18 protein-coding genes are annotated in these 16,265 nt (G+C 64.4%); 9 read left to right on the forward strand and 9 right to left on the reverse strand.

Features of this window, described 5'->3' with window-relative positions; translation table 11 throughout:
• Positions 1-2 precede the first annotated feature (2 nt).
• Entirely contained in the window at positions 3-635 is a 633-nt protein-coding gene (locus D906_RS08555; protein WP_019098010.1) for a pseudouridine synthase, read from the forward strand.
• A 12-nt stretch (positions 636-647) separates the two neighbouring features.
• On the opposite strand, the gene D906_RS08560 is transcribed toward D906_RS08555, so the two are convergent.
• Together D906_RS08560 and D906_RS08565 are read right to left on the reverse strand one after the other, a co-directional pair.
• Positions 648-851: a DUF2788 domain-containing protein gene (locus D906_RS08560; protein WP_003249787.1), complete on the reverse strand. Its 204-nt coding sequence runs from the start codon at positions 849-851 to the stop codon at positions 648-650.
• A gap of 54 nt (positions 852-905) precedes the next feature.
• Positions 906-1,382 carry an Lrp/AsnC family transcriptional regulator gene (locus tag D906_RS08565; protein WP_016712159.1) on the reverse strand — a complete coding sequence of 159 codons (477 nt, stop codon included), beginning with the start codon at positions 1,380-1,382 and terminating at the stop codon, positions 906-908.
• A gap of 396 nt (positions 1,383-1,778) precedes the next feature.
• Between D906_RS08565 and D906_RS08570 the strand changes: the two genes are divergently transcribed.
• The gene (locus D906_RS08570) at positions 1,779-2,609 is read left to right on the forward strand and encodes a DUF6515 family protein (RefSeq protein WP_027614887.1); all 831 of its coding nucleotides are present in this window, start codon (positions 1,779-1,781) and stop codon (positions 2,607-2,609) included.
• A gap of 3 nt (positions 2,610-2,612) precedes the next feature.
• Here D906_RS08570 and D906_RS08575 read toward each other — a convergent pair whose 3' ends face one another.
• The gene (locus D906_RS08575) at positions 2,613-3,482 is read right to left on the reverse strand and encodes a cation diffusion facilitator family transporter (RefSeq protein ID WP_025754314.1); all 870 of its coding nucleotides are present in this window, start codon (positions 3,480-3,482) and stop codon (positions 2,613-2,615) included.
• 24 nt (positions 3,483-3,506) lie between these two features.
• Positions 3,507-3,926 (reverse strand): hypothetical protein, encoded by a 420-nt coding sequence (locus D906_RS08580; RefSeq protein ID WP_019097005.1) that lies wholly within the window; start codon positions 3,924-3,926, stop codon positions 3,507-3,509.
• Between the two features lie 117 nt (positions 3,927-4,043).
• Here D906_RS08580 and hrpB point away from each other — a divergent pair, with 117 nt between their 5' ends.
• Positions 4,044-6,572 carry an ATP-dependent helicase HrpB gene (gene hrpB / locus D906_RS08585; RefSeq protein ID WP_027614888.1) on the forward strand — a complete coding sequence of 843 codons (2,529 nt, stop codon included), beginning with the start codon at positions 4,044-4,046 and terminating at the stop codon, positions 6,570-6,572.
• A gap of 18 nt (positions 6,573-6,590) precedes the next feature.
• Here hrpB and D906_RS08590 read toward each other — a convergent pair whose 3' ends face one another.
• Positions 6,591-7,082: a hypothetical protein gene (locus tag D906_RS08590; RefSeq protein WP_019097500.1), complete on the reverse strand. Its 492-nt coding sequence runs from the start codon at positions 7,080-7,082 to the stop codon at positions 6,591-6,593.
• Between the two features lie 84 nt (positions 7,083-7,166).
• The gene (locus tag D906_RS08595) at positions 7,167-7,823 is read right to left on the reverse strand and encodes a YciC family protein (protein WP_016712138.1); all 657 of its coding nucleotides are present in this window, start codon (positions 7,821-7,823) and stop codon (positions 7,167-7,169) included.
• A gap of 167 nt (positions 7,824-7,990) precedes the next feature.
• Here D906_RS08595 and D906_RS08600 point away from each other — a divergent pair, with 167 nt between their 5' ends.
• The 5 genes from D906_RS08600 to D906_RS08620 all read left to right on the forward strand — a co-directional run bounded on the left by D906_RS08600 (position 7,991) and on the right by D906_RS08620 (position 12,354).
• Positions 7,991-8,749, forward strand: a complete 759-nt coding sequence (locus tag D906_RS08600) for a DUF2076 domain-containing protein (RefSeq protein ID WP_027614889.1) — start codon at positions 7,991-7,993, stop codon at positions 8,747-8,749.
• 65 nt (positions 8,750-8,814) lie between these two features.
• Positions 8,815-9,306, forward strand: a complete 492-nt coding sequence (locus tag D906_RS08605) for an NYN domain-containing protein (RefSeq protein WP_020371263.1) — start codon at positions 8,815-8,817, stop codon at positions 9,304-9,306.
• A gap of 9 nt (positions 9,307-9,315) precedes the next feature.
• Positions 9,316-9,921, forward strand: a complete 606-nt coding sequence (locus tag D906_RS08610; RefSeq protein WP_019097498.1) for a PolC-type DNA polymerase III — start codon at positions 9,316-9,318, stop codon at positions 9,919-9,921.
• A gap of 125 nt (positions 9,922-10,046) precedes the next feature.
• A complete protein-coding gene (yedA, locus tag D906_RS08615) occupies positions 10,047-10,967 on the forward strand; it encodes a drug/metabolite exporter YedA (RefSeq protein ID WP_016712134.1) in 921 nt (306 codons plus the stop codon).
• 55 nt (positions 10,968-11,022) lie between these two features.
• Positions 11,023-12,354, forward strand: coding sequence for a DEAD/DEAH box helicase (locus tag D906_RS08620; RefSeq protein WP_016712133.1), 1,332 nt, complete (start codon positions 11,023-11,025; stop codon positions 12,352-12,354).
• A gap of 35 nt (positions 12,355-12,389) precedes the next feature.
• Here D906_RS08620 and D906_RS08625 read toward each other — a convergent pair whose 3' ends face one another.
• The 3 genes from D906_RS08625 to D906_RS08635 form a co-directional block, all read right to left on the reverse strand.
• A complete protein-coding gene (locus tag D906_RS08625; RefSeq protein ID WP_027614890.1) occupies positions 12,390-13,631 on the reverse strand; it encodes a TIGR03862 family flavoprotein in 1,242 nt (413 codons plus the stop codon).
• A 148-nt stretch (positions 13,632-13,779) separates the two neighbouring features.
• Positions 13,780-14,694 (reverse strand): histone deacetylase, encoded by a 915-nt coding sequence (locus D906_RS08630; RefSeq protein ID WP_027614891.1) that lies wholly within the window; start codon positions 14,692-14,694, stop codon positions 13,780-13,782.
• 38 nt (positions 14,695-14,732) lie between these two features.
• On the reverse strand, positions 14,733-15,419 hold the full coding sequence (locus D906_RS08635; RefSeq protein WP_019097495.1) for a histidine phosphatase family protein: 687 nt from the start codon (positions 15,417-15,419) through the stop codon (positions 14,733-14,735).
• Positions 15,420-15,599: 180 nt separating this feature from the next.
• On the opposite strand from D906_RS08635, the gene D906_RS08640 reads away from it, so the two are divergent.
• A complete protein-coding gene (locus D906_RS08640; protein ID WP_019097494.1) occupies positions 15,600-16,169 on the forward strand; it encodes a GNAT family N-acetyltransferase in 570 nt (189 codons plus the stop codon).
• Positions 16,170-16,265 lie beyond the last annotated feature (96 nt).

Consider the following 16,265-nt stretch of genomic DNA (forward strand, 5'->3'; position numbering starts at 1 on the left):
CCATGTCACTGCCACCCCGTAACAAGCCGCGCCGTCCCCAGGCGCGGCCTGCCGCCGGCCCACGTCGCCAGCCGAAGGCGCCACCGGCCGAGCCGCGCCTGATCCTGTTCAACAAACCGTTCGACGTGCTGACCCAGTTCAGCGACGGCGACGGGCGGGCGACGCTCAAGGACTTCATCGACATCCCGGGTGTGTACCCGGCAGGGCGGCTGGACCGCGACAGTGAAGGCTTGCTGTTGCTCACCAACGATGGCGGGCTGCAGGCGCGCATTGCCGACCCCAAGCACAAGCTGGCCAAAACGTACTGGGTGCAGGTGGAGGGGGAACCGAGCGACGAGCAGTTGCAGCGCTTGCGTAATGGCGTGGAGCTGAACGATGGGCCTACCTTGCCCGCCGAGGCACGGCGGCTGGACGAACCCGAGCTGTGGCCGCGCAACCCGCCGGTACGGTTTCGCAAGAGCGTGCCAACCAGCTGGCTGGAGCTGGTGATACGCGAAGGGCGTAACCGCCAGGTGCGGCGGATGACGGCGGCGGTGGGGCTGCCGACCTTGCGTCTGGTGCGGGTACGGATCGGGGATTGGGCGCTGGATGGGTTGGAGCAGGGCTGCTGGCGCGACGTCCCCGCCAGGCTTTAGGCCCTGAAGGTTCTACACGCCTTCCAGAAACCCCACCACCACGCTCTTGATGATAAAGGCCAACACCCCCAGCCCCAACACGAAGAACAGGATCAACGTACCGAACTTTCCGGCCTTGGACTTTTTCGCCAGGTCCCAGACGATGAAACCCATGAAACCGATCAACACGGTGACCAGGATGATCATCATCCATTCTTCGAATACGGCGGGATCCATCGGTGTTCTCCAGGCAGTCTGAGCAGCCGATCATACGCCGGCTGCCATGGGCAATTAACGCAGGTGGGTCAATGGCATCTCGGTACTGGCCAGCACCTGGTTGAGCACGAAACTCGAACGCACGCTGGTGACGCCTTCGATACGCGTCAGGCTGCCTAGAAGCAGTTTCTGGTAGTGGTCCATGTCGGGTACCACCACCTTAAGCTGATAGTCGGCATCCATGCCGGTGACCAGGCTGCATTCGAGCACCTGTGGCAGGTTGCGGATGGCTGCCTCGAAGGTTTCGAAGCGCTCCGGGGTGTGGCGGTCCATGCCGATCAGCACGTAGGCGGTCAGGCTCAGGCCCAGCTTTTTGCGGTCGAGCAGGGCCACCTGGCGCGAGATGTAGCCGTCGTCCTCCAGTTGCTTGACCCGACGCGAGCATGGCGAAGGCGACAGGCCGATGCGTTCGGCCAGCTCCTGGTTGGAAATGCGCGCATCGCGCTGCAGTTCGGCGAGGATGCTCAGGTCGTAACGGTCAAGTTTGCTCATGGCATTTGCCCTTTTCTGTTCGTATTGCGGCGAATTATCAATCCAGGGTGAAAAATTGCGCAAGTGTTATTTATCCGAGCAATCTTCGCAATCCTCTGCCGCAACCTGTCCGGTATCTTTATCACCAGAATCACTGCCCGGACATCAGTCCACGGCGACGCGCCCTAGGCGGGCGGTCGCGGCCAGCCATCCAACAGGATCTGCAGGCCCCCGGGCTACACACCCTCCAGAAGACGGTGTGAGGTGAGCCGGCGCCACAAGTGCCGAGCACGGACGACAATTCCTGAAGGGAGGCCCTGCGGCCTCCCTTTTTTCATGTCTGGAAATTTAATTGGCCTGTGTGACGGGCGCGGTAGACTGGCTGTGGTTGCTGTATTTTCTACCGAGAGGAATACCATGAAGTCGCGCATCTGGCAGTTGGCAGGTGTTGGTTTGCTGGGTTTGAGCATCAGCCTCGGGGTACTGGCCGAAGGGCCGGGCGAGGGGCATGGCGAACGCGGCCAGCAGGTGCAAGGCGAGGGCGGGCCAGGCCGCTCGCTCAACTCGCGCGATGAAGTGCGCCAGACCCAGCCGCCGCGCCAGGGTTATTACCAGGACATTCCCCATCGCCATGGCGACGACCACCCCTGGCAAGCCGGTGGCCCACGGCCCGGCGGTGACTGGCAGGGGCGCCCGGATGGCCATGGCAATGGCTGGGGGCCTGGGCCGCAGTATCGCCCGGGCCACACCATTGATCATTTGCCCGACCGTTACTGGAAGGTGCCCTACCGTGGCGCGGATTACTTCTATTCTGGTGGCTACTGGTACCGCCCACACGGTGGCAGTTACATCGTGGTGGCCCCGCCCTACGGCGTACGGGTCAGTTACCTGCCTTCCTATGCGCGTGAGGTCTGGCTGGGAGGGGCGCTGTTCTTCCTGGTGGCCGATACCTACTACCAGTACCTGGCGGACAGCCAGGAGTACGTGGTGGTCAACCCGCCGGTCGGCGTACCGGCGCCCGTGCCGGTGGCACCGGCAAACGGCGGCTATGACGTGGTGGCTTACCCGATGTATGGGCAGGGGCAACAGCAGCAGGACCAGGACCGCTACCAGTGCCATCGCTGGGCGGTGAGCCAGTCTGGCTTCGACCCCGCGACGGCGACGTATGCGCCACCTGCCAATGTGCTGGACAACTACCGGCGGGCGCTGGGGGCTTGCTTCAGTGGGCGAGGCTACAGCATCAACTGATCGCTATACCGGGTCTGCGTGCACCATCACATCCGCCTGTGGATAACGCTGGCGGATTACCTTTGATGCCTCAACGCACAACCCGTGCGCCTCATGCAGCGGCAGCTGCCCCGGCAGCTCCAGGTGCAACTGCACGAACCACTGGTTGCCCGATACCCGCGTGCGCAAGTCGTGCACGCCTTTCACGCCGGGAATGGCCAGTACCAGTGCGGCCATGCCTTCACCAACATCGCCGGGCAGTTCCTTGTCCATCAGGATCGCCGTACTTTCGCGGGCAATCTGCAGCGCGCTCCAGAGGATGTAGCAGGCTATGCCAAGGCCGAACAGCGCATCCAGTTGCGGCCAGCCAAAACGCGCCAGCAACAGGGCCAACAGGATGCTGCCGTTCAGCAGCAGGTCCGAGCGGTAGTGCAGGGAGTCGGCCCGCACGGCGGTGGAGCCGGTCAGGCGAATGACCTTGCGCTGCAATGCCAGCAGGGCAAGCGTCAGCACCAGTGACAGCAGCATCACGGCAATGCCGATACCGGTATCGCCCAAGGGTTGCGGTGTATGCAGGCGTTCGGCTGCCTGCACGCCGATCAGCACCGCACTGACGGCGATGAACAACGCCTGCGCCATGCCTGCCAGCGCTTCGGCTTTGCCGTGGCCAAAGCGGTGGTCGTCGTCGGCCGGTCGCAGGGCGTAATGCACCGCCAGCAAGTTGAGAAACGAGGCAACGGCATCCAGTGCCGAGTCGGTCAGCCCGGCCAGCAAGCTCACCGAGCCGCTCAGCCACCAGGCCAGCGCCTTGCTCAGTACAAGGATGCTGGCCACCGTCAGTGATGCGCGGGTGGCCAGGCGTAGCAGGCGCTGGTGTTCAGCCGGGGTGATCATCCGTGGTCAATGTCCGTGTGGGTTTCAGGCTGCCGGCACCAGGCCAAGGCTGGCCAGTTGCTCGACGCTGCCGCGGTGCTGGATCAGCCTCGGGTCGTTCAGCGGCAGGCGTTGGCCCAGCTCGCTTTCAAGAATGGCCTGCAGCTTCAGGTTGTCGACCTTGCCGTCGGGGCTGACGGCTTCTTGCAGTTTGGTCGGGTCGACCTGGGCGGTGCGGCCACCCGGGTAGTAGATGGCGCCCGTGGCGAAGTCGATGCCGAAGGCGATCAGGCCCGGGATCACGTAGAACAGGATGCCAATGGCGTCCATTGCGGCAACCACAGGGTCGATCTTGCCGCCGATCTGGCCGCGCCGGTCTGGATAGAAAATGGTGCCGCAGGCCGTCAGTTGGGTCAGCAGGGTGGCGATGAGGGCGCCACCGATGACGCGGGTCGAGATGCGCATGTAAATCTCCGAGAAGGTATTCAGCAGGGCAAGCGAAGCGCCTGCGCCTGAAGCTTAAGACCATGATAGAGCAGGCTGGGTTCGCCGTTATACTCGCGAGACTGTTCGAGGACCACCATGATTTCATTACCGATCGATGCCGTCTTGCCCGCCTTGCGCCAAGCCCTGGAAAAACGTGACGAAGCGGTGCTTGAAGCACCACCAGGCGCCGGCAAGACCACCCGCGTGCCGCTGGCGCTGCTGAACGAGCCGTGGCTGGCCGGGCAGACCATTCTCATGCTGGAACCCCGGCGTCTGGCCGCGCGGGCGGCTGCCGAGCGGCTGGCCAGCGAACTGGGCGAGCAGGTGGGCCAGACCGTGGGCTACCGCATTCGCCTGGACAGCAAGGTCGGGCCGAACACCCGCATCGAAGTGGTAACCGAAGGTATCCTCACTCGCCGCCTGCAGGCCGACCCGGCGCTGGAAGGCGTAGGCTTGCTGATCTTCGATGAGTTTCATGAGCGTAGCCTGGATGCCGACCTTGCCCTTGCGCTGAGTCTTAATGGCCGCGAACTGCTGCGTGATGACCCGCCGCTGAAAATGCTGCTGATGTCTGCCACCCTGGAGGGCGAGCGGCTGTCGCGGCTGCTGGACGATGCCCCGGTGGTTCGCAGTGAAGGGCGCATGCATCCGGTGGACATCCGCTGGGGGCGGCCGTTTCAGCCGGGCGAATTCATCGAGCCACGGGTGGTGGACAGCGTGTTGCAGGCGCTGGCCGACCAGGCTGGCAGCGTGCTGGTATTCCTGCCCGGCCAGGCGGAGATCCGCCGGGTGCACCAAAGCCTTCAGGAGGCGCTGGGTGAGCGCCCCGAGATCCTGTTGTGCCCGCTGCACGGCGAACTCGACCTCAATGCCCAGCGTGCCGCCATCGACCCTCCGCCCCAGGGCCTGCGCAAGGTGGTGCTGGCCACGAACATCGCCGAAACCAGCCTGACCATCGACGGCGTGCGGGTGGTGATCGATGCCGGCCTGGCCCGCGTGCCGCGCTTCGACCCCGGGAGCGGCATGACCCGCCTGGACACCCAGCGCATTTCCCGCGCCAGTGCCACCCAGCGCGCCGGGCGTGCCGGCCGCCTGGAGCCTGGTGTCTGCTACCGCCTGTGGTCCGAGGCCCAGCATGACCAGCTGGCCGCCTATGGCAGTGCCGAGATCCTTCAGGCCGACCTGGCCGGCCTGGCCCTGCAACTGGCGCGCTGGGGCGTTACCCCCGAGCAGTTGTGCTGGCTCGACCAGCCGCCGCCTGCTGCATTCGCCCAGGCCCAGGACCTGCTGGCGCGGCTCAATGCCTTCAAGCCCGGCAGCCGTGACAGCCTCAGCGAACATGGCCAGGCCATGGCCGAACTGCCAGCTCATCCACGCATCGCGCATTTGTTGCTACGGGGCCAGAACCTGGGCCTGGCACAGATGGCGTGCGATGTGGCTGCGTTGCTGGGGGAGCGGGATATCCAGCGGGGCGGTGGCGCCGACTTGCACAGCCGGCTGGCGCTGGTGAGCGGCGAGAGCAAGGCTGCGCGTAGTGGCCAGGGCGGCGTGCAGCGTGCCCGCCAGCTGGCTCGCCAGTACCGCGGCCTGCTGCGTGGCAAGCCTGGGGCTGCGGTCGCCGACCCCGAACACCCGCGTTGGCTGGGCGCGCTGCTGGCGCTGGCCTACCCCGACCGTGTCGCCCAGCAGCGCCGCGAGGGCGGTGCGGAGTACCGGCTGGCCAACGGCCGTGCAGCGCTGTTCGCCGAGGTCGATGCATTGATGAAGTGCCCATGGTTGGTGATCGCCGACCTGGGGAGCCGCCAAGGGCAGCGCGAAGAGCGGATCTACCTCGCCGCCGAGTTCGATCCAGCCTTGCTCGACGGTGTGCTGGCCGAGCAGGTCGAGCGGGTCGATATCCTGGATTGGGACGAGCGTGAGCAGGTGTTGCGCGCAGAGCGTCAGGTCAAGGTTGGTGAACTGGTGCTCAGCCGTGAGCCGCTGCCGGGGCTGGATGATGACGCCAGGGCAAGGGCGCTGCTTGGCCTGGTCCGGCGTAAAGGCCTGAATCTGCTGACCTGGACCCCGGAGTTGCGCCAGTGGCAGGCACGGGTGGCACTGCTGCGTCAGCTCGACGTGGAAAAGACGGGCAACAGCGAGTGGCCCGACCTGGGGGACGAGGCGTTGCTCGCCAGCCTGGAAGACTGGCTGCAGCCTTATCTGGGCAAGGTATCGCGCCTTTGCCACTTCGCCGCACTGGACCTGCCGTCGATGCTGCGTAACCTGTTGCCCTGGCCGCTGCCACAGCGGCTGGAAGAACAGGCACCTGCGCACCTGGCCGTGCCTTCCGGCTCCCACATTCGGCTGGACTACAGTGAAAACCCGCCGATTCTCGCCGTGCGCCTGCAAGAGCTGTTCGGCCTTGCCGATACCCCACGCATTGCCAATGGCCGCCAGCAGGTCAAGCTGCACCTGCTGTCACCGGCCCGCCGCCCGGTGCAGGTGACCCAGGACTTGGCCAATTTCTGGCGTACGACTTATGCCGAGGTGAAGAAGGACCTGAAAGGGCGCTATCCAAAGCATTATTGGCCAGATGACCCGCTGGTGGCCGAGGCCACCGCGCGGGCCAAGCCTCGCGGAACCTGAAGGCCTGGTTGACTGCGGTCAGCCAATCGGTTTGAGAAGGAACGTAAGTACCACACCTTGCTCGACGTTCAGCAGCGCCACAAGGTCTCCGTTGATGTGGGGATCATCCATGATGCCCCCCACCCGGTAGCCTCGATGGTCGCGCAGATGGCAAACCAGGCCTTCCTCGGTCAATTGCAGCGGTTCGATTTTCCAGTCGTCGGTGACTTGGGCAAACCAGTAGAAACCCAGGTAGCCATTGAGGCTTACACCCAGCTTTTTGGCCTCTGGGCGCCCTGGAATGCTGATGTGGTAGTGCAGGCGGTTTTCGCTGCCTGACTGGTAATGAAAGTCCATCGTCGGCGAGTCCTGTTTGCCGCCGGCCTGCAACCAGTCATCCTCAGGGGTGACGCCCCAACTGAACTTGTCGGTGCTGCGGCTCAGGCGCAGCGGGATGTTGCCTTTGGCGCCGCGCACGTACAGCTTGCCGCGAAACGATCTGGCAAACCCGGTTTGAATGGCTTCGTTCATGGTGTGCTCCACGATTGGCATTGAGGGGGCACCCTAATGCCAAGTGCGCAGACCACAGCAGATCGAAGGCCTTCCCGTGTTGGTTCAAGTGCTGGCTTCGCTCTCCAGCAGCATGAACAGGCGGTACAACACCACCGTGCTGAACAGCTGCAGGAAGCCGCTGAGGCTGTCCATGGCCAGCTCCATGCCGGGCGATGGCTCGGGGAAGGCCATCAGCAGCAGCCCGTCGATCAGCCAGATCGGTGCCAGCACGGCCACCACGCAGATCATGATGCGCATGAAGTGCCCGGTGGTCATGGCTGCGCTTTCGCGCATCGCCTGCACCACGGGGCGGCCGCGCAGTACCAGCAGGTACTCGGCGAACACCAGGTTGATCATGATCCACACGCCCGGGAAGATGAACAGCGCCAGGCCCGCCATGATCAGCAGTGAGCTGATGAGGATCAGCAGGGCCAGCTGCGGCCACAGTTGCAGGGCGCGGGCGAACAGGTCGCGCTTGGCGATGTCCTGGCCGTTGCTGCGGGTGTGCAGGTAAAGGATCAGCGCGGCGCTGTACAGTGGGTAGAACAGCAGGCTGACCAGCATGCCGTAGGCCGGTGATGCCTGGTCGCCCAGCTGCCGGTACAGCAGTTGGGTGAGCAGGGCTTCCAGCACCACCAGCGGCAGGCACAGCTGGAGGATGTTCGGCAGGTGGCGGCGGAAGAAGTACAGGGAGTCGCGCAGAACGCTCAGCGGATTCATCAGTCAACATCGCATGGCAGTTAAAACAGGGGCCTAACTTTAGCCCAAAGCGGGCTTGCGGCTGTCACTTGCTGAAAAAAGTTTCACCGCAGCGGTGATTGAATCCCGCGCCTGTACGCCCCATCTTTGACGCTGTCCGTTGTCCCGCTACCCCACGAGGTCGCCCCATGAACACTGAAGAACAAACCCTGATCGACGGCCTGTTCGGCCGCATCAAGCAAGCCGAAGACCCGAGCCAGCCGCGTGACGCGCAGGCCCAGGCGTGTATCGAGCAACACCTGCGCCAGCAGCCGGCGGCGCCTTACTACATGGCCCAGGCCATCCTGGTGCAGGAGGCGGCAATCAAGCGCCTCGACGAGCAGAACAAGCAACTGGAGGCCGAGTTGCAGCAGGCCCGGTCTCAGGCCCAGGCCGCACAAGCCGCCACCAGTGCGCCAAGCAATGGCGGTGGTGGTTTCCTGTCCAGCATCTTTGGTTCGGGTGGGCGTAACGCGGCCCCGGCTGTGCAGCCTCAGCGCCCTTCGGCACCGCCTGTAGCGTCCGGTGGTGGCTGGCGCGAGCCGTCGGCACCTGGCTTCTCCCAGCCGCAAGCGCAACAGCCCGGCTTTGGCGCGGGGCCAGCGCGCAGTGGTGCCAGCAGCTTCTTGGGCGGCGCCATGCAGACAGCAGCAGGTGTAGCCGGTGGTGTGTTGCTGGCGCAGGGCATCAGCAGCCTGTTCAACCACAACTCGCAGCCGCAAGAGGTGGTCGAGGTGATCAAGGAAGAGCCGACACCGGCCAGTGACAGCGGCGGCTGGAACGACCAGGGCGGGCAGCAGCAAGTGGCTGACAACGGTGGTTGGGGCAATGACCAAGGCGGTTATGCCGACACCGATTACGGCAGCGATGATGGCGGGTTCTTCTCGGACGACGATTCGTACGTCTGACAGGTCTGGCATACTGCTGGCATTTCTGGGGGCTGCTTTGCAGCCCTCTGTATTCCAGGCCGACCATGAGGTTCAAGGTGAAAAAGATCGCGCTGTTCGCCGATGTGCAGAACCTCTACTACACCGTGCGCCAGGCCCATGGCTGCCATTTCAACTACACCGAATTATGGGCCGACGTCAGCCGTGAAGGCCAGATCGTCGAAGCCGTGGCCTATGCCATCGACCGTGGCGACAGCAAGCAACAGCAGTTCCAGCAGATCTTGCGCAACCTCGGTTTCGATGTGCGCCTCAAACCCTTCATCCAGCGCAGCGACGGCTCGGCCAAAGGTGACTGGGATGTGGGTATCACCCTGGATGTAATCGATGCAGCCAGCCGGGTCGACCAGGTGGTGCTGGCCTCTGGTGATGGCGATTTCGACTTGCTGCTGGAGCGGGTGATCCAGCGCCATGGCACCGAGGCCGTGGTATATGGCGTGCCGGGGCTCACCGCCTTGTCGCTGATCCGTGCCGCCACCCGTTATGTGCCCATCGAGGGTAAGCTATTGCTCAAACATTGAGGCCCTTGCATGGAACGTATTGCTGTCATCGACTTTGAAACCACCGGTATCACCCCCAGCGCAGGTTGCCGTGCCACCGAAGTGGCGGTGGTGATGCTGGAGGACGGGCGCATCGTCGAGCGCTACCAGAGCCTGATGAACGCGGGCGTGCCGGTACCGGCCTTCGTTGCCGGGTTGACCGGGATCACCACTGCCATGCTGCGCAGCGCGCCGCCGGTGGACAAGGTAATGAACGAAGTGGCCGAGTTTGTCGGCGACACCCCGTTGCTGGCACACAATGCGGCGTTCGACCAGAAGTTCTGGGATTACGAACTGAGCCGCATCGGTCGTAGCCGCCGCCAGTCGTTCGCCTGCTCCCTGCTGTTGTCGCGGCGCCTGCTGCCAATGGCGCCGAATCACAAGCTGGGCACCCTGACCCGCTGGGCCGGGCTGCCGGACACCGGTACCGCGCACCGGGCCATGGCCGATGCCGAGATGGCGGCCAACCTGTTGCAACACCTGGCCGGTGAACTGCGTCAGGCCCATGGTATCCAGCAACTTTCACACGAGTTCCTGTGCCGCTTGCAGAAAGTGCCCGCCGCGAAGATTCGCGAAACCTTGGCCAAATCCCGTTAAGGCTTCCCACCACCCAAACCGAACGCACCAAAAGTGTGCCGCTCATTTGCGCCGGTTCTGTAACGTATCTTCACTCAGGCAGGCCGTTAAACTGAGTCACCCGTAAACGGATTTCGAGTTTTCCCATGCCTGCCGCCCGTCGTTTCCCACTGTTGCTCATTGGTGCTTTCCTGGCCTTGTACCTGGTCTGGGGGTCTACCTACCTGTTCATTCGCATCGGCGTGGAGAGCTGGCCGCCGATGCTCATGGCCGGCGTGCGCTTCCTGATTGCCGGGGGCCTGCTGTACGGTTTCTTGCGCTGGCGTGGCGTGCCGGCACCGACCTGGCCGCAATGGCGGGCAGCGGGAGCGATCGGCTTTTTGCTGCTCAGTTGTGGCAACGGCGGTGTGACCGTGGCCGAACACGCTGGGGTGGCGTCGGGTGTGGCGGCGCTGGCAGTGGCGACAGTGCCGTTGTTCACTTTGCTGTTTGGCCTGCTGTTCGGGCACCGTAATTCGAAGCTGGAGTGGGCGGGCATCGCTTTGGGGCTGGTGGGCATCGGCATGCTGAACATGGGGTCCAACTTGCAGGCGAGCCCGATTGGTGCGGCGCTGATCATTTTCGCGGCGGCGTCGTGGGCATTCGGCTCGGTGTGGAGCAAGACCTTGCCGTTGCCTCAGGGGCCGATGGCCAGTGCTGCGGAAATGCTGGTGGGTGGTGCGGTGCTGTTGCTGGGCAGCGTGCTGTCGGGCGAGCGCATGACGCAGATGCCGACTGCCGCTGGCTGGGGAGCGCTGGCCTACCTGGTGTTCTTCGGCTCGATCCTGGCGTTCAGTGCCTACATGTACCTGCTCAAGCATGTGCGCCCGGCTGCCGCCACCAGCTATGCCTACGTCAACCCGGCAGTGGCTGTGCTGCTGGGCATTGTCTTTGCCGGTGAACAGATTGGTGCCGAAGAGTGCGTGGCCATGGCAGTGATCATCGGTGCAGTGGTGCTGATCGGCCTGCCACAGTGGCGCAAGGCGCCCCAGCCCCCTCAGCCGTTGAAAGGCGAAATCTGCAAGTAGGCAGGGGCGATGCGGTAAACTTGCCGCCTTCGCTGAACCCCCTGACGGTATTGCCATGAATTTCGCCAAACTCGGCCTGATCGAACCGCTGCTGCGCACGCTGCAGCAACTGGACTACACCACCCCGACCCCGGTGCAGGCCAAGGCCATCCCTGCCGTGCTGGCTGGCCGCGACCTGATGGCCGCAGCCCAGACCGGCACCGGCAAGACTGCGGGCTTTGCCTTGCCTGTGTTGCAGCGCCTGGCGCTGGAGGGTGAGAAAGTGGCCAGCAACTCGATCCGTGCGCTGGTGCTGGTGCCCACCCGCGAGCTGGCCGAGCAGGTGCACAACAACGTGCGCGAGTACGCCGAGAACCTGCCGCTGAGCACTTACGCGGTGTACGGCGGGGTCAGTATCAACCCCCAGATGATGCGCCTGCGCCGTGGCGTCGACCTGCTGGTGGCCACCCCGGGCCGCTTGCTCGACCTGTTCCGGCAAAACGCGGTGAAGTTCAACCAGGTGCAAACGCTGGTGCTGGATGAAGCCGACCGCATGCTCGACCTGGGCTTTGCCGAAGAACTGCAATCGGTGTACGCCGCGCTGCCACGCAAGCGCCAGACGTTGCTGTTTTCCGCCACCTTCTCCGACCAGATCCGCATGCTGGCGGGGCTGGCGCTGAATGACCCGCTCAGCATCGAAGTGAGCCCGCGCAATGCCACGGCCGCCAGCGTCAAGCAGTGGCTGGTGCCTGTGGATAAAAAGCGCAAGGTCGACCTGTTCTGCCACCTGCTGCGCAAACAGCGCTGGAAGCAGGTGCTGGTATTTGCCAAGACCCGCAATGGCGTTGACCAGCTGGTAGAGCGCTTGCTGGCCGAGGGTGTGAATGCCGATGGTATCCACGGTGACCGGCCGCAAGCCACCCGCCAGCGCGCGCTGGACAGCTTCAAGGCCCGCGAGGTGCAGGTGCTGGTGGCGACCGACGTGGCGGCCCGTGGCCTGGACATCGATGATCTTCCGTTGGTGGTCAACCTCGACTTGCCGATCGTGGCCGAGGATTACGTGCACCGCATCGGCCGTACTGGGCGAGCCGGCAACAAGGGCGAGGCCATTTCGCTGGTGTGCGCGGATGAAGTGCAACTGCTGGCGGCCATCGAAGTGCTGACTCGCCAGACACTGCCGCGCCATGAAGAGCCGGACTTCATCCCCGATCACCGAGTGCCGATGACCGATGCCACTGGCCAGGTGATCAAGAAGCCGAAGAAGCCCAAGAAGCCGAAAGAGAACAGCGCCAAGCGTGGGCTGGGGCGCTGGATGGACAGCACTGAAGCGGGTAATGCGGAGCCGGCGGTCAAGGCGGTGCGCAAGGTGCCAAGCTTCAATGGTGGGCCGCGTAAGCGTAAGCCTTGAGATTTTTGGGGCCGCTTTGCGGCCCCGGCAATCTATCAGGAATCCCGTGCCAGCCAATCCGCCGCCGCCCGCCCGGCGCGCAAGCCGCTGGCAAAGCACGCCGTCAGCAAATACCCCCCGGTCGGCGCCTCCCAGTCCAGCATCTCGCCGGCACAGAACACCCCCGGCATGCTCTTGACCATCAACCCCTCATCCAGCCCCTCGAAGCGCACCCCGCCAGCACTGCTGATCGCTTCATCCAGCGGCCGCGTACGCACCAGTGTGATCGGCAATGCCTTGATCGCCTGAGCCAGCGCCTGCGGGTCGGCAAAGGTCGCCTGATCGGTCAGCTCGCGCAGCAACGCAGCCTTCACTCCGTCAATCCCCAACTGGCTGTGCAAGTGTTTGGCCATGGAGCGCGAGCCGCGTGGCTTGGCCAGTGCTTGGGCAATCTTGTCCACAGGCTTGTCCGGCAGCAGGTCGAGCAACAGCAGCCCACGGCCTTCGCGATTGATGGCCTCGCGCACCAATGCCGACCAGGCATACACCAGACTGCCTTCCACCCCTTGCGCGGTGAGGATGAACTCGCCCTTGCGCGGTGCGTTGCCCGGAACGCTGAGGGCAATGTTCTTCAGCGGTGCGCCCGCGAACTTGTCCTTGAGCAGCGCGCTCCAGCCCTCAACTTCAAAACCGCAGTTACTCGGCTGCAAAGGCGAGATATCCACAGCCCGTTCGGCCAGCAGCGCTTGCCAGCTGCCGTCGGAGCCCAATCGCGCCCAGCTGCCACCGCCCAGCGCCAGCACTACGACCGCAGCCTTCACCGCACGCTCGCCCTGTGGATAAGCAATCCGCAAGGCGCCATCCGCGTCCCAGCCCAGCCAGCGGTGTCGGGTGTGGATAACTACCCCGGCGTCGCGCAGGCGCTTGAGCCAGGCACGCAGCAGTGGTGCGGCTTTCATGTCGGTGGGGAACACCCGGCCCGAGGTGCCGACGAAGGTCTCGATGCCCAAACCGTGAATCCACTGGCGCAAGGCGTCGGCATCGAAGTCGCGCAGCAGCGCATCGATTTCGCCCTGACGCCCGGCATAGCGGGCAACGAAGGCCGGGTAGGGCTCGGAGTGGGTGATGTTCATGCCGCCAACACCCGCCAGCAGGAACTTGCGGCCCACGGAAGGCATGGCATCGAACACCTCGACCGCCAGGCCCGCGTGGGCCAGTGCTTCTGCGGCCATCAGGCCGGCAGGGCCGCCACCGATGACGACAGCGAGGGGAGAGGAGGCGGGGTTGAGATCGGGCATGGTGGGCAGCAGGCTGTGGAAAAGAGGCGCATTCTAGCGCAGCGCTGCCCATGGAAGCACTGGGCAAAAAATAATCAGTATCCTGCAGGCCTTGCCCGCAAAGGGCTACAGCGCCTTTCCCGCAGGTTATCCACAAGCGGCTCCGCAGTCATTGTGAACAACCGATGACCCGTGCAGCGCTGTGGTGAAGAATGCCATGGCGCTTGGCCAAGGCCTCGCGGTCCTTGCTGTAGCCGCCGCCGATCACACCCACCACCGGGATATCGCGGCCCAGGCAATGGCGCAGCACTGCTTCGTCACGGGCAGCAACGCCAGCGTCGGTCAGTTGCAGGTAACCCAGCGCGTCGTCCTTGTGCACATCGACGCCAGCGTCATACAACACCAGGTCGGGTTGGTAGAGGGGCAGCAGGTAGTTGAGGGCGTCGTCCACCACCTTCAGGTAGGCTGCGTCGCCCATGCCGCGTGGCAGGGGGATGTCCCAATCGCTTTGTGCCTTGCGCGCCGGGAAGTTTTGTTCGCAATGCAGCGACACGGTGATGGCCTCGGGTGTGTCTTGCAGAATGCGTGCGGTGCCGTCGCCCTGGTGCACATCGCAGTCGAAGATCAGCACCCGGTGTACCCGGCCAGCCTCCAGCAGGTAGCGGCTGATCACGGCCAGGTCGTTGAAAATGCAGAAGCCGGCGGGGTGGTCGTAATGGGCGTGGTGGGTGCCGCCAGCGAGGTGGCAGGCGATGCCGTGCTGCAGCGCCATTTCGGCGGTCAGCAGCGAGCCACCTACGGCGCGTACGGTGCGCCGGGCCAGGGCTTCGCTCCAGGGCAGGCCGAGGCGGCGCTGGTCCTCGCGGGACAGTTCGCCGTTCATGTAGCGTTCGATGTAGCTGCGGTCGTGGGCCAGGGCGAGGATGTCGTTGGGGCAGATGTCCGGGCGCAGCAGGGCCTGATCAGTGGTCAGCCCGCTGTCGACCAGGTGGTCGTGCAGCAGGCGGAACTTGTCCATCGGGAAGCGGTGTTCGGCGGGGAACTCCGGGCTGTAGTCTTCGTGGTAGATCAGCGGCAGCGGCATGAGGTGTTCGCAATCGGGGCCAGTGCTGATCTTGCCAGTTATCGCCCTGCGCTGGCCAATACGCGTTGCCAGTCCGGCTCGTTAAGGCGCCCGAGGATACGCGCCTTGCCGTTGCCATCCACCGACACGAACAGGGCGCTGGCATAGCCGCTTTCACGCTCGCCCCCCACAACGTTCTGCTGGCGGGCGAAATGGTCTATGCAGCCGTTGTGGGTTACCAGCACCAGGTTATGCCCGGGCCGTTTATGGGCCAATGCCTCACTGGCGAATTGCTTGTCGCAACCTTCCAGCCAGTCCTCGCTGGCCACCGCCTGGCCGAGGATGAAGTGCGCGGTTTGCCGGGTACGCAGTTTCGGGCTGCTGAGCAGGTCGGCATTGTCCAGGCCCAACTGGTGCAGCCCCTGGCCAACGCGGCCAGCGGCCTGGCTGCCGGCCACGGTGATACCGGTGGGGTCGTCCAGGCAGGGGCCGGGCGCGCTGTCGCAGCGTTCGGCGTGGCGGATCATCACGATCACTGCGCCATCGGCCCAATCCTGCAGCAGGCCGCTGTCACTCAGTTGTTGCTCGTTGCCAAGGTCCACGATATGCGTCCTCGTCGCCAGCCAGGTGGTCAACGCCGCCACGACCATGCACAGGCCAAGGGCGGCACCGAGGGCTTTGCGGGACAGGCGTCGCTTGCGCCGGGCGTGGATGGCAGGGTGCCCCAGGGTATTGCTCGATAGCATGCGTTGCTCCATTTGGCATGGCCGCGCTTGGCGCGGCAGTGATGGCGGCATCCTGCCAAGCACCCTGTCGGGAGGCAGTGAAGGGCATGTGAAAATTGCATTCGGCTGATGGCGGCTGGGTGAAACCTGCGCCCGCGCCTACGCTGTAAACTGCAACACGGCAAAACCGGAGCAGGCCCGATGACCCCCATTCTTGAACTGGAAAGCGCACGGCTGGTGCTGCGCCAATGGCATGACGACGACCTGCGCGAGTTCGCCGCGCTGTGTGCAGACCCCCAGGTAATGCGCTACTTCCCGGCGCCGCTGACGCGCCTTGAAGCGGCTGCACTGATTGGCCGCGTGCGTGGGCACTTCAACGAGTACGGTTTTGGTTTATGGGCGCTGGAGCGCAAGGACAGCGGTGCGTTCATCGGCATGACCGGGTTGTTGCATGTCGGCTTTGATGCCGATTTTGCGCCGGCTGTGGAGATTGGCTGGCGCCTGGCACGGCGGCACTGGGGCCTGGGTTTCGCCAGCGAAGCGGCGTGGACCTGCCTGCGTTGTGCTTTCGCCCAATTGCGCCTGGAAGAGGTGGTGTCGTTCACTAGCGAGAGCAACCTGCCGTCGCAGAAGGTGATGCAGGCCATTGGCATGCAGCAGGACCTGAACGGCAGCTTCGAACACCCCCGCCTGCCCGAGGGCCACCCGCTGCGCCCGCATGTGCTGTACCGCATCGACCGCGCACACTGGGAAAAGACCCTGCGTGCCTGAATGCACGGCCATGCCCGGCGCGAATGACAAACCCTGTATCATTCGCCCTTATCAAAGAGCGCTGTAGAGACGTGTTGCCTTGCGAGGAGAACCCCC

Source organism: Pseudomonas sp. LAIL14HWK12:I1, from assembly GCF_003202095.1.
In the GTDB taxonomy this organism is placed as follows: domain Bacteria; phylum Pseudomonadota; class Gammaproteobacteria; order Pseudomonadales; family Pseudomonadaceae; genus Aquipseudomonas; species Aquipseudomonas monteilii.

Coding starts and splice junctions, on each gene's coding strand:
- D906_RS08595 (WP_016712138.1), bottom strand. CDS start 7,823: ATGAATCCGCTGAGCGTTCTGCGCGACTCCCTGTACTTCTTCCGCCGC.
- D906_RS08600 (WP_027614889.1), top strand. CDS start 7,991: ATGAACACTGAAGAACAAACCCTGATCGACGGCCTGTTCGGCCGCATC.
- D906_RS08570 (WP_027614887.1), top strand. CDS start 1,779: ATGAAGTCGCGCATCTGGCAGTTGGCAGGTGTTGGTTTGCTGGGTTTG.
- D906_RS08605 (WP_020371263.1), top strand. CDS start 8,815: ATGAGGTTCAAGGTGAAAAAGATCGCGCTGTTCGCCGATGTGCAGAAC.
- D906_RS08580 (WP_019097005.1), bottom strand. CDS start 3,926: ATGCGCATCTCGACCCGCGTCATCGGTGGCGCCCTCATCGCCACCCTG.
- D906_RS08625 (WP_027614890.1), bottom strand. CDS start 13,631: ATGCCCGATCTCAACCCCGCCTCCTCTCCCCTCGCTGTCGTCATCGGT.
- D906_RS08575 (WP_025754314.1), bottom strand. CDS start 3,482: ATGATCACCCCGGCTGAACACCAGCGCCTGCTACGCCTGGCCACCCGC.
- yedA (WP_016712134.1), top strand. CDS start 10,047: ATGCCTGCCGCCCGTCGTTTCCCACTGTTGCTCATTGGTGCTTTCCTG.
- D906_RS08565 (WP_016712159.1), bottom strand. CDS start 1,382: ATGAGCAAACTTGACCGTTACGACCTGAGCATCCTCGCCGAACTGCAG.
- D906_RS08635 (WP_019097495.1), bottom strand. CDS start 15,419: ATGCTATCGAGCAATACCCTGGGGCACCCTGCCATCCACGCCCGGCGC.
- D906_RS08630 (WP_027614891.1), bottom strand. CDS start 14,694: ATGCCGCTGCCGCTGATCTACCACGAAGACTACAGCCCGGAGTTCCCC.
- D906_RS08555 (WP_019098010.1), top strand. CDS start 3: ATGTCACTGCCACCCCGTAACAAGCCGCGCCGTCCCCAGGCGCGGCCT.
- D906_RS08620 (WP_016712133.1), top strand. CDS start 11,023: ATGAATTTCGCCAAACTCGGCCTGATCGAACCGCTGCTGCGCACGCTG.
- D906_RS08640 (WP_019097494.1), top strand. CDS start 15,600: ATGACCCCCATTCTTGAACTGGAAAGCGCACGGCTGGTGCTGCGCCAA.
- D906_RS08610 (WP_019097498.1), top strand. CDS start 9,316: ATGGAACGTATTGCTGTCATCGACTTTGAAACCACCGGTATCACCCCC.
- D906_RS08590 (WP_019097500.1), bottom strand. CDS start 7,082: ATGAACGAAGCCATTCAAACCGGGTTTGCCAGATCGTTTCGCGGCAAG.
- D906_RS08560 (WP_003249787.1), bottom strand. CDS start 851: ATGGATCCCGCCGTATTCGAAGAATGGATGATGATCATCCTGGTCACC.
- hrpB (WP_027614888.1), top strand. CDS start 4,044: ATGATTTCATTACCGATCGATGCCGTCTTGCCCGCCTTGCGCCAAGCC.